The following is an 11996-nucleotide window of genomic DNA, read 5'->3' as shown; positions in this document are numbered from 1 at the left end:
GCCCCACCCCACCACTACGGCCACCGGCGCGCGCCCCACCACCACGGACGGCAGCGCCCGCCCCACCACCACGTGCACCGGCACCCGCCCGGCCACCAGCCCCCTCCACCGCCTCGACCACCCACAACCAGCTCCCGCCCCCCTCACCCCCAGCTCGGCCATTCGGCCGCCATGGGCTCGCGCAGCGTGCCGGACCACGGTGTGGTGAACACGGAAGCGTGCCGACTCCCGCGCCGGGGAGGCATCGGGCGCTCAGCCGTGGAAGGACAAGGCATGCACATAGCCGGGGCCCTGGCGGGCCGTAGGTGGTACGCCGCGGTCGTGACCGCGGCCGTGACCTGCTCAACGGTCCTGACCGGGCCGGACCTCGCCGCGGCCGGCGGTCCGCCGGCGCCTTCGGGGACGGTTCCGCGGCTGGCGTGGCACCCCTGCGTCCAGGGCGGACAGTTCGACTGCGCGACCGCGAAGGTGCCTCTGGACTACGGCAACCCCGGCGGCCGCACCATCGAACTGGCCGTCATCAAGCGGAAGGCGACCGACCCCCGGCGGCGCCTCGGCACCCTGTTCTTCAACCCCGGCGGACCCGGCGGGCCGGGCACCATCCAGATGCCGCAGACCTACCCGTTCTTCCCGCGCGAGGTGCGGGAGCGGTTCGACATCGTCAGCTGGGATCCCCGCGGAATCGGCAGCAGCACCGCGGTGAACTGCTTCGCCGGCCCCGCGGAGGCCCGCGCGTGGAATGCGAGCAGACCGGCCGGCTTCCCCGTGGGCGCGGCGCAGCGGGCGGCCTGGATCGCCGCGTACCGGGAGCTGGGCCGGCGCTGTCAGCAGCGCGATCCCGAGCTCCTGCGCCATGTGTCGACCGCCGACACCGCGCGCGACCTCGACGGGCTCCGCCAGGCGGTGGGCGCACCGCAGCTCACCTACCTCGGGGTCTCCTACGGCACGTTCCTGGGCGCCACCTACGCCAACCTCTTCCCCGGCAAGGTCCGCGCCATGGTCCTCGACAGCACCATCGACCCGCAGGCATGGACGAACCACGCCTCGCACGAGGCCCCCCGGGTCCCGACGTTCCTGCGGATGGGCTCGGACCGCAGCGCGGCCGCGACCCTGGACCAGTTCCTCAGGCACTGCGGCGCCACCACCACGGCCCGCTGCGCCTTCTCCGCCGGCGGCCCGAAGGCGACCCGGGACAAGTTCGACCGGCTGATGCGGCGGCTCCGGCAGCGTCCCGTGGGCGCGTGGACCTATGGCCGTACGGTCGGTGACGTGGTGAACAGCCTCTACAACGTCGACCCCGGATGGGCCTACCTCGCCGCCCGGCTCCAGACCCTCTGGCAGGGCCGCGCCCCGGACCCGACCCCGCCGCCACCCGCACCACCGGTCCCGAACCCGAATCCGTACACCGGCGAGGAACAGGCCGCCGCGGTGTTCTGCGGCGACAGCCCCAATCCGCGTGACCCCTGGGCCTATCACGCCCTGGCGGAGGCCTCCGCCCGCCGCGCGGGCGACGCCGGGCGCTTCTGGACGTGGGCGGGGGAGCCGTGTGCCACCTGGCCGGCGGTCGCCGCCGACGCCTACCGCGGCCCGTGGAACAAGCCGACGGCGCACCCCGTCCTGGTGATCGGCACCACCTACGACCCCGCCACCCCCTACTCGGGCGCCCAGGCGCTGGCCAAAGAACTGGCCCGTGCCCGCCTGCTCACCCAGCACGGCTACGGCCACACCGAACTGACCAACCCCAGCACCTGCGTCCACGCCTATGAGAGCCGCTACTTCATCGAGGGCACACTCCCGCCCCCCGGCACGGCGTGCCGACAGGACACGCACCCCTTCGCCACCCCCGTACCCCGCGGCGGCGTCGCCACCGGCGGCGGAGCGATGGCCGGCCGCGTCTCCCGGGCCGGCGGCCGCTCCGCGGGCGGGGTCACCTCTTGACGCAGCTGACCGGCATGGGCGTCCGGCTCACTCGGTGCTGACGACCACCGTGCGCATGACCTTGTCCGCGAAGGTCTGGCCCTTCGCGTCCCACGCCGGCCACAGGTAGCCGATGCTGCACGGGGCGCTGTCCAGCCCGTGGCAGATCCGGCGCAGCAGGGCCTTGCCGAAGCCGAGCGGCTGACCGTTCTGCTCGCTTATGAGCCGGATCTTCATGGCCTTCTTGCCCGGCGACGCGCCCTTGCCCTCCTTGACGAGGATGACGATGTTGGCGATGACGGCCCACAGGACGGCGATCACCAGCAGGGCAATGATGATCGGGACCCTTGTCTTCTCCCTCTCGGCCTGGCAGGCGGAGTCGCCCAGGCAGCCCTGCAATGACTGCTCAAGGAAGATCGCGATGAAGACCGCAAGGACCGGCACCAGCCCGGCCACCAGGAAGTCGATCAGAAAGGCACCGAAACGGCTGCCCCAGCTCGCGTACACCCCGGGCCCGACCGGCATGCCGGGCTGCTGCGGGTAGCCCTGGCCGGGCACGGGCTGCTGCGGGTAGCCATAGCCCGGCGCGGCCTGCTGCGGGTATCCGTACGGGGCCGGCTGCTGCGGGGCTCCATACGGGGCCGGCGGCGGCTGCTGGCCGTAGGGGTTGTTCGGGTCGCCGAAGCTCATCTGTGGTTTTCCTCCGAGGTGTCAGGGGACGACGCGCCGTGACTCGGAGGTAAAACAGGCTTCACCGGCCCGCCCCCGACGATGCCTGCGGCACTGCTGCCCGACGATCCTTCTGGTTCCGGCTCGGCTCTGTCCAATCAGGGCCGGGAGCGATGGCCACCACAGCTGCCACAAGGAGGCGGGCCGACCGGCGGCCGTCACTCCGGGATGTGATGCACGGTCAGAAACCGACCGCCCCGGACCACATGCGGCCCGGGGCGGTCGGAAGGGCAGTCGAAGGGCGGTCGATCACGCGAGGCGCCGCGCTCACCCCTTCACGCAGATGACCTGCTTGAGCTTGGCGACGACCTCGACCAGGTCGCGCTGCTGGTCGATGACCCGCTCGATCGGCTTGTAGGCGCCCGGGATCTCGTCGACCACACCGGAGTCCTTACGGCACTCCACGCCCCGCGTCTGCTCCTCCAGATCCCGGGTGGAGAACCGCTTCTTCGCGGCGTTCCGGCTCATCTTGCGGCCGGCGCCGTGGGAGGCGGAGTTGAAGGACGCGGGGTTGCCGAGGCCCTTGACGATGTAGGAACCGGTGCCCATCGAGCCCGGGATGATCCCGTACTCGCCGCTGCCCGCCCGGATCGCACCCTTACGGGTCACCAGCAGGTCCATGCCGTCGTACCGCTCCTCCGCCACATAGTTGTGGTGGCAGGAGATCACGTCGTCGAAGGTCACCTTCGCCTTCCTGAACTCCTTGCGGACCACGTCCTTGAAGAGCGCCATCATCACGTCCCGGTTGTGCCGGGCGTACTCCTGCGCCCAGAACAGGTCGTTGCGGTACGCCGCCATCGGCGGGGTGTCCGCGATGAAGACGGCGAGGTCGCGGTCGACCAGGCCCTGGTTGTGCGGCAGCTTCTGCGCCTGGCCCATGTGGAACTCGGCGAGCTCCTTGCCGATGTTCCGGGAGCCGGAGTGCAGCATCAGCCACACCACACCGTCGTCGTCGAGGCAGAACTCGATGAAGTGGTTGCCTGAGCCGAGCGACCCCATCTGCTTCGTGGCCCGCTCCTGACGGAACTTGACCGCTTCGGCGACCCCGTCGAACCGCGCCCAGAAGTCGTCCCACCGGGCCGTCGGGAAGCCGTGGAGCCGCCCCGGGTCGACCGGGTCGTCATGCATGCCCCGGCCCACCGGAATCGCCTGCTCGATCTTCGAGCGCAGCCGGGAGAGGTCGCCGGGCAGGTCATCGGCGGTGAGCGAGGTCCGTACCGCGCTCATCCCGCAGCCGATGTCGACACCGACCGCCGCCGGGCAGACCGCGCCGCGCATGGCGATCACCGAGCCGACCGTGGCGCCCTTCCCGTAGTGGACATCCGGCATCACGGCCAGGCCCTTGATCCACGGCAGGGTGGCGACATTGCGCAGCTGCTGCATCGCGACGCCCTCGACCGTGGCGGGGTCCGTCCACATCCGTATCGGTACCTGGGCACCCGGTACCTCGACGTACGACATAACTCCCTCATTCCCCCGAATTTATGAAAAACGCAAAAGCCGGACAAGTTATCCGATCATGGACGGCGAACCGGCGTGCGCGGCAAGACGTGCGATAGACATTGTGTCCATCGGCCGCTGACCGGCGGCAACCGCATTTCGCAGGGAAAGGAGCCGCGAACGATGCCACGCAAGCCGTTCGTACCCGGTGCCGCACTGGTGGTGGCCGCGGCCCTGGCCGCCGGCCTCACCGCCTGCACCGGCGGCTCCGGCTCCGACGGTGAAGAGGGTGACGCCAAGAGCGGCGGCACCTCCACGTCGAGCCAGGCCGCCGAACCGGGCCGCTACCAGACCCTCCCCGAGGCCTGCGGGCTGCCCGCGCGCAGCAGCCTCCACGGCATGCTGCCCGGCGGCGGCCAGCGCCTGTCGCGCGACGAGGCCAAGAAGATCTACGACGGCCAGCCCGACATCACCTATGACACCGACCGCCGTGTGGGCTGCCGCTGGACCCGCGAGACCACTGCGGGCACCCGCCATCTGAGCCTCGACATCCAGCGCGTGGTGTCGTACGACGCCGCCGTCAGCGATGACGACAAGGCGCAGGGGATCTACGACAGCAAGGCGCTGGCCGCCAAGATCCCATCCGGCGGCAACGGCTCCCCCTCCCCCGCCGACCCGAGCCCGTCCGCCACCAAGGGCAAGAGCGAGGGCAAGGGAGAGGACGAGGGCAAGGGCGCGGGCACGGGGACCACCACGAACAGCTCGACGGACAAGAAGGGGCAGGCGCCCTCCGGGAGCCCCTCGGGGGCGTCCTCCGCCGCCGCGGACCCCAGCGCGGACCTGAGCGACTCCACCGCGCCGCGCGTCCTGGACGACCTCGGGGACGCGGCCTTCCTCAATGACAAATTGGTCACAGCGGACTCGGGTGTGCACCGCGACGTGACTGTGGTCTTCCGCACGTCGAACGTCATCGTGACGCTCACCTACGACCAGTGGTCGACGGACAAGACGATGTTGCCGGAGAGCCAGGAATTGCAGGACAAGGCCCGTTCGCTGGCCGGCGAGCTGTCGGAGAGCCTCAGCGAATAGTCCGGATCGAGTACATCGCCCGAATCGATAAGTACGGGGAACTGTGACCGTTTTGGGCGTTGCGCTCATCCACAGGAAACGGTCACCCACCTCGCCGCGCCGCGTACCGTGCCCCTAGGGCGGACACGCCCTGCCCGTACGCGAGGAAAGGCGGGCCACCGCCACGGTCGCGCGCCATGCCGGCCGGATGACGACGAACAGCGAAGGAACCATGCACCGTTCAGCCAAGCGACTTGCCAGCCTTCTCACCTGCGCAGCAGTACCGGTGCTGCTCGTCGCCGGCTGCTCCGGCTCGGACAGCGACAGCTCCGGTGACGCCTCCGCCTCCGCCAAGTCCAGCGGCGCGGCCAAGCCCTCGCCGACCGTCGCGCCGGCGAAGTTCAAGAAGCTGCCGAACCCGTGCGAGGCGTTCTCCAAGGACACCGTCAAGAAGATGCTGCCCAAGGCGAAGGACACCTCCGGGGAGCGCGGCAACTCCACGGACAACACCGCGCACGGCACCTGCTCCTGGAGCAGCTCCGACGAGAACGGCGTCGACGGCACCCAGTTCCGCTGGCTGGACGTCGGCTACCAGCGCTATGACTCCGACCCGGGCATCGGCTCCGGCGAGAAGCGCGCCACGGACTTCTACACCAAGCAGGTCATCGACGCGAAGGACACCAAGGACGCCAAGAAGCTGACGTCCGTGAAGACGTCCGGCACCGGCGACGAGGCGACCGCGATCACCTACGACGTGAAGAAGGAGGGCAATGACTTCAAGAACACCACGGTCATAGCCCGTACCTCCAACATCGTCGTCACGCTCAACTACAACGGTGCCGGCCTGGCGGGCGCGGACACCCCCAAGGGTGCCGACCTGCTGAAGAAGGCCCAGGCCGCCGCCAAGGAAGCGGTCACCGCCGCCACCAAGGCCAACGGCTGACCGAAGCGACACCGCCCGTGCCCCCGGCCCCGGCCGGGGGCACGGGCGCGTCCACAGCCGCACCACCGAGGTGAAGCGCCCCGGCCCGCCGCCGGCCGGTGCCCCCTCGTGACCCGGCCCCCTCCGTACCGGCACACGCCCGCTCGTACGCATGTGCCAGGCTGTCGCTCGCAACAGACCGACTAAGAGGGGTTCTCGGGTGGCCGCGCCACTGAAGCTGACACGCACACACCGGATACTCATCGGGGTTGTCATCACCGGCGCGGTCGTCATCGCCGGCATCGGCTTCGCCGGCTCCTACGCGGCCGTGCGGGAACTGGCCGTCAAGAAGGGCTTCGGCGACTTCGCCTACTTCTTCCCCATCGGCATCGACGCGGGCATCTGTGTCCTGCTCGCGCTGGATCTGCTGCTGACCTGGATCCGCATGCCGTTCCCGCTGTTGCGCCAGGCGGCGTGGCTGCTGACGGTGGCGACGGTGGCGTTCAATGCCGCGGTGGCGTCCGACCCCTTGGGCATGGGCATGCATGCCGTCATCCCGGTGCTGTTCGTCGTCACCGTCGAGGCCGCCCGGCACGCCGTCGGGCGGATCGCCGACATCACGGCGGACAAGCACATGGAAGGTGTGCGCCTCACGCGCTGGCTGCTGTCGCCGGTCCCGACGTTTCTGTTGTGGCGGCGGATGAAGCTGTGGGAGCTGCGGTCCTACGACGCGGTGATCAAACTGGAGCAGGAACGGCTGGTGTACCAGGCCCGCCTGCGTTCGCGCTTCGGGCGGGGCTGGCGCCGTAAGGCTCCCGTGGAGTCCCTGATGCCGCTGCGGCTCGCCCGGTACGGGGTACCGCTGGCCGAGACCGCTCCCGCGGGGCTTGCCGCGGCGGGCATCGAACCGCAGTTGATGCCGGCGCCACCGCGGTCCGTGCCGCCCGCTCTGGAGCCGACGGCGCAGGAGCCGACGGCCCAGGAACCGGCCGAGGAGCTGCCGAACCAGTGGTTCGCGGCGCCGCAGCAGGTGACGTATCAGGGTGACTACGACCCGGCGTACGTCCCGGAGCAGGAGCATCAGCCCTCGTACGACGAGCACCAGCAGGTGCCGGCGCACGAGCAGGCCCCGGTACCGCCGCCACCCGGGCCGGAGTCCGAGCCGCAGGTCCCGGTGCCGACCGGCGCAGGCGGCACGCGTCCGCTCGGCAAGGGCACTCCCGAGGCGGACCCGCAGCCTGACCGGACACCGGCCGCGGCCCCGACCGACGAGGACCTGTACCAGGTGTTCCGGCATTCGATAGAGGGCGAAGGCATGCCCACACAGGGCGCGTTCGCGGCGAACCTGCAAGCCCAGTACGGGCTGCGCCTCCGGACACGGGACCTGCACCGCTACATGGACCAGTTCAGCGACCGCCTCAACGCGGAGCTGCTGGACGAACACATCGCGTAACGCGCACACCGGGGAGGGGCCGCCCCTGCGCCCTCCCTAGGCCGCCCCCGAGCGCTCCTGCTGCTGCTTGCGCTTCCTGGCCGTGTCGCCCCATACGGCCAGCGCCGCACCGGCGGCGAAGAGGCCGACGTAGGCGGGGGACGGCAAGGTGAACCAGTGGGGCACCAGCCCCCAGGCGCCGTCGAAGAAGACCTGGCCGATGAATCCCATCGCGCCCTGGATCATGACGATGAAGCCGATTAACCCTCTCATGGCTCCAGCGTGCGGCGTTCGGCCCCGGGAATCCTCGTCCCCGGGGCCGAACCCGTCTCCTCCCTCGGTCGGAGAGCCCGCCGGGGTGTCTACGACTCCACGGCAGCGGCGCCCCTAGGGGCCGTCCTCATCCGCCGAGCAGCTTGCGCACCCGGTCGGCGCCGACGGCCAGCAGCAGGGTGGGCAGCCGCGGCCCGGTGTCCCGGCCGACCAGCAGGTTGTACAGCAGGGCGAAGAACGCGCGCTGTGCGGTCTTCAGCTCCGGGGTCGGCTTGGCGTCCGGCTCCAGACCCGCCTGGACCTTCGGCACGCCGTAGACGAGCGTGGTCAGTCCGTCCAGCGACCAGTGCTCGTCGAGGCCGTCGAGCAGCAGCCGCAGCGAGCCACGGGACTGCTCGTCGAGGGTGCCGAGCAGCTCCGCGTCGGGCTCGCTGCGGACGATGGTGCGCTGCTCGGCCGGGACCTGGGTGGCGATCCAGTACTCCGCCTTGGCGAGCCGCGGCCGGGTCTCGTCCAGGGAGGTGACGGGGTTGGCCGGGTCCAGTTCGCTCAGGATCCGGAGCGTCTGCTCGTCATGGCCGGCGGTGATGTCCGCGACCGAGGCGAGGGTGCGGTACGGCAGCGGGCGCGGCGTACGGGGCAGCTCACCGGCGGCGGTGCGGGCCGCGCGGGAGTACGCGGCGGCGTCGGCCGGCAGCACCGTGCCGTCCGCGACCTTGGCCTCCAGCTTGTCCCACTCGTCGTAGGTCCGCTGGATCTCCTGGTCGAAGGCGATCTTGAAGGACTGGTTGGGCTTGCGGCGCGCGTACAGCCAGCGCAGCAGCGGCGCCTCCATGATCTTCAGCGCGTCGCCCGGGGTCGGCACCCCGCCGCGCGACGAGGACATCTTGGCCATGCCGCTGATGCCGACGAAGGCGTACATGGGGCCGATGGGCTGGTCGCCGCCGAAGACCTTGCGGACGATCTGGCCGCCGACGACGAAGGACGAGCCGGGCGAGGAGTGGTCGACACCGGACGGCTCGAAGATCACGCCCTCGTAGGCCCACCGCATCGGCCAGTCGACCTTCCAGACCAGCTTGCCGCGGTTGAACTCGCTCAGCCGGACCGTCTCGCCGAAGCCGCACTCGGTGCAGGTGTAGGCGAGCTCGGTGGTCTCGTCGTCGTACGAGGTGACGGTGGTGAGGTCCTTCGCGCACTGCCCGCAGTACGGCTTGTACGGGAAGTAGCCCGCCGAGCCGCCGCTGCCGTCGTCCTCGCCGGCCGCGCCGGAGCCCTCGGCGGCCTCCAGCTCGGCCTCGTCGACCGGCTTCTGCGACTTCTTCGCCGGGGCCTTCTTCGTGCGGTACTGGGCGAGGATCGCGTCGATGTCCGCGCGGTGCTTCATCGCGTGCAGGATCTGCTCGCGGTAGACGCCCGAGGTGTACTGCTCGGTCTGGCTGATGCCGTCGTACTCGACGCCCATCTCGGCGAGCGCTTCGCTCATCGCGGCCTTGAAGTGCTCGGCCCAGTTCGGGTACGCCGAGCCGGCCGGGGCCGGGACGGAGGTCAGCGGCTTGCCGATGTGCTCGGCCCAGGACTTGTCGACGCCCGGCACCTCCGGCACCTTGCGGTAGCGGTCGTAGTCGTCCCAGGAGATGAGGTGGCGGACCTCGTACCCGCGGCGGCGGATCTCGTCGGCGACCAGGTGCGGGGTCATGACCTCGCGGAGGTTGCCCAGGTGGATCGGGCCGGACGGGCTCAGGCCCGAGGCGCAGACGATCGGTTTGCCGGGGGCGCGGCGCTCCGCCTCGGCAATGACCTCGTCCGCGAACCTGGAGACCCAGTCGGTCTCGGTGCTCTGCTGAGCCACGATCGGCCCTTCCTCTTCCTGGTGCTTCCTGATTGCGCCGTCTTGCGCGTGCGACGCACAAATGCCTGACGGTGCCCATTCTCCCAGACGGAAAATCAGTGGTAGTGCCGTGGGATACTCATTGGCAAACCCTTTCCACTCCAGCGACACCTCCCTCTGGAAGAGAGCTCATCTCCATGGCCTCGGTCACCTCGCTCGCAGCTTCGGTCCACCAGCGCGTCGCGGACGCCCTCTCGGCAGCCCTGCCGGAGGCCGGCTCCGCCGACCCGCTGCTGCGACGCAGCGACCGGGCCGACTTCCAGGCCAACGGCATGCTGGCGCTGGCGAAGAAGCTCAAGGGCAATCCGCGGGAGCTGGCGACCAAGGTCGTCGCGGAGATCGGCGAGAGTGACCTCCTCAAGGAGGTCGAGGTCTCCGGCCCCGGCTTCCTCAACATCACGCTCACCGACCGGGCGATCATCCAGACGCTGGCCGCGCGCGCCGCCGACGACCGGCTGGGCGTCCCGCTGAAGGAGAACCCCGGCGTCACGGTCATCGACTACGCCCAGCCGAACGTCGCCAAGGAGATGCACGTCGGGCACCTGCGCTCGGCGGTCATCGGTGACGCCCTGCGCCACATGCTGGACTTCACCGGTGAGCAGACGATCGGCCGGCACCACATCGGCGACTGGGGCACCCAGTTCGGCATGCTCATCCAGTACCTGATCGAGAACCCCGGCGAGCTGGCCCCGGCGGCCGACGTCGACGGCGAGCAGGCGATGAGCAACCTCAACCGCGTCTACAAGGCCTCGCGCGCCGTCTTCGACGCCGACGAGCAGTTCAAGGAGCGGGCCCGGAAGCGGGTCGTGGCGCTGCAGTCCGGCGACGCGGAGACCCTCGACCTGTGGCAGCGGTTCGTGGACGAGTCCAAGGTCTACTTCTACTCGGTCTTCGAGAAGCTGGACATGGAGGTCCGCGACGACGAGATCGTCGGCGAGTCCGCGTACAACGCCATGATGACCGAGACGGCGCGGCTGCTGGAGGAGTCGGGCGTCGCCGTCCGTTCCGAGGGCGCGCTGGTGGTCTTCTTCGATGAGATCCGCGGCAAGGACGACCAGCCGGTGCCGCTGATCGTGCAGAAGGCGGACGGCGGCTTCGGCTACGCGGCCTCCGACCTCTCCGCGATCCGCAACCGCGTCTTCGACCTGAAGGCGACGACGCTCCTGTACGTCGTCGACGTCCGCCAGTCGCTGCACTTCCGGATGGTCTTCGAGACGGCCCGCCGGGCGGGCTGGCTGAGCGACGACATCACCGCGCACAACATGGGCTACGGCACGGTCCTCGGTGCGGACGGCAAGCCGTTCAAGACCCGTGCGGGCGAGACCGTACGCCTGGAGGACCTGCTCGACGAGGCCGCCGAGCGGGCGACCGCGGTGGTGCGCGAGAAGGGCGAGCCGATCGGCCTGACCGAGCGGGAGATCACCGAGAACGGTGCGCAGGTCGGCATCGGCGCGGTGAAGTACGCGGACCTGTCGACCTCGCCGAGCCGCGACTACAAGTTCGACCTGGACCAGATGGTCTCGCTGAACGGCGACACCTCGGTGTACCTCCAGTACGCCTACGCCCGGATCCGGTCGATCTTCCGCAAGGCCGGTGACGTGGGCCCGGAGGCGCACCCTGAGCTGCCGCTGGCCCCGGCGGAGCGGGCGCTGGGCCTGCACCTCGACCAGTTCGGCGAGACCGTCGCCGAGGCCGCCGCGTCGTACGAGCCGCACAAGCTCGCCGCGTACCTCTACGGCCTCGCCTCGCTCTTCACGACCTTCTACGACCAGTGCCCGGTCCTGAAGGCCGAGGGCGGCGCCGACCAGATCGCCAACCGGCTGTTCCTGTGCGAGCTGACCGCCCGCACGCTCCACCAGGGCATGGCCCTGCTCGGCATCCGGACGCCCGAGCGCCTCTGACCGGCGCGCGCCGGGCCGGCCGCCCGTCGCTGCACCACGACGGCCCCGTACCTCACAGGTGAGGTACGGGGCCGTACCGGTCTCCAGGGGAGGGACGGCGACAGCGGGCAGTCCTCACGGCCAGCGCTTACGCACCTCGTCCTTGGTCTTCTCGCTCACATCGAGGCCCTGACCGGCGGTCTTCTCCGCCTTGCCCTCGGCCTCCAGCTTGCGGTTGTGCGTCGCCTTGCCGACGACTTCCTTCATGGCGCCGATGACCTGGGCGCCCTTCGCCTGCATCTTGCGCTTCGCGGTCATGGTGACTCGCTCCTCGGTCCGGCCGCGGTCTTCCCTGACAACCGGTGCGTGCCCGGAACCAGGCGGACAAAACGTCACCGTCCCACAGCAAAGCTCCCGCCCCCGGACCCCGGGGACGGGAGCAGCTGC

At 70.4% G+C, this 11996-nt stretch carries 10 protein-coding genes; 5 read left to right on the top strand and 5 right to left on the bottom strand.

Translation table 11 applies throughout. The annotated features are described in order from the left end of the window. Positions 1–273 precede the first annotated feature (273 nt). Positions 274–1938, top strand: coding sequence for an alpha/beta hydrolase (locus ACZ4XD_RS20530; RefSeq protein ID WP_468043983.1), 1665 nt, complete (start codon positions 274–276; stop codon positions 1936–1938). A 27-nt stretch (positions 1939–1965) separates the two neighbouring features. On the opposite strand, the gene ACZ4XD_RS20525 is transcribed toward ACZ4XD_RS20530, so the two are convergent. Both ACZ4XD_RS20525 and ACZ4XD_RS20520 read right to left on the bottom strand, forming a co-directional pair. Continuing rightward, positions 1966–2607: an RDD family protein gene (locus ACZ4XD_RS20525; RefSeq protein ID WP_468043981.1), complete on the bottom strand. Its 642-nt coding sequence runs from the start codon at positions 2605–2607 to the stop codon at positions 1966–1968. 306 nt (positions 2608–2913) lie between these two features. Next, positions 2914–4107: an RtcB family protein gene (locus ACZ4XD_RS20520; RefSeq protein ID WP_468043979.1), complete on the bottom strand. Its 1194-nt coding sequence runs from the start codon at positions 4105–4107 to the stop codon at positions 2914–2916. A 162-nt stretch (positions 4108–4269) separates the two neighbouring features. On the opposite strand from ACZ4XD_RS20520, the gene ACZ4XD_RS20515 reads away from it, so the two are divergent. From ACZ4XD_RS20515 to ACZ4XD_RS20505, 3 genes are all read left to right on the top strand, one after another. Next, positions 4270–5175 carry a hypothetical protein gene (locus ACZ4XD_RS20515; RefSeq protein WP_468043977.1) on the top strand — a complete coding sequence of 302 codons (906 nt, stop codon included), beginning with the start codon at positions 4270–4272 and terminating at the stop codon, positions 5173–5175. A gap of 211 nt (positions 5176–5386) precedes the next feature. Then, positions 5387–6097 carry a DUF3558 domain-containing protein gene (locus ACZ4XD_RS20510; protein WP_468043975.1) on the top strand — a complete coding sequence of 237 codons (711 nt, stop codon included), beginning with the start codon at positions 5387–5389 and terminating at the stop codon, positions 6095–6097. 199 nt (positions 6098–6296) lie between these two features. Then, positions 6297–7529 (top strand): DUF2637 domain-containing protein, encoded by a 1233-nt coding sequence (locus ACZ4XD_RS20505; protein WP_468043973.1) that lies wholly within the window; start codon positions 6297–6299, stop codon positions 7527–7529. A 36-nt stretch (positions 7530–7565) separates the two neighbouring features. Here ACZ4XD_RS20505 and ACZ4XD_RS20500 read toward each other — a convergent pair whose 3' ends face one another. Together ACZ4XD_RS20500 and lysS are read right to left on the bottom strand one after the other, a co-directional pair. Beyond that, complete coding sequence (locus tag ACZ4XD_RS20500; protein ID WP_468043971.1) at positions 7566–7781, bottom strand: hypothetical protein; 216 nt, start codon at positions 7779–7781, stop codon at positions 7566–7568. A gap of 127 nt (positions 7782–7908) precedes the next feature. Beyond that, a complete protein-coding gene (gene lysS, locus ACZ4XD_RS20495; RefSeq protein ID WP_468043969.1) occupies positions 7909–9630 on the bottom strand; it encodes a lysine--tRNA ligase in 1722 nt (573 codons plus the stop codon). 176 nt (positions 9631–9806) lie between these two features. Between lysS and argS the strand changes: the two genes are divergently transcribed. Continuing rightward, positions 9807–11570, top strand: a complete 1764-nt coding sequence (gene argS / locus ACZ4XD_RS20490) for an arginine--tRNA ligase (protein ID WP_468043967.1) — start codon at positions 9807–9809, stop codon at positions 11568–11570. A gap of 114 nt (positions 11571–11684) precedes the next feature. Here the strand turns inward: argS and ACZ4XD_RS20485 are convergent, their stop codons facing one another. Continuing rightward, positions 11685–11867 carry a CsbD family protein gene (locus tag ACZ4XD_RS20485; protein WP_042155638.1) on the bottom strand — a complete coding sequence of 61 codons (183 nt, stop codon included), beginning with the start codon at positions 11865–11867 and terminating at the stop codon, positions 11685–11687. Between the last annotated feature and the right edge of the window lie 129 nt (positions 11868–11996).

Source organism: Streptomyces sp. NPDC029466 (assembly GCF_055574515.1).
The sequence above is the reverse complement of the archived record's forward strand: the minus strand, read 5'-3'. Positions and strand labels throughout refer to the sequence as shown.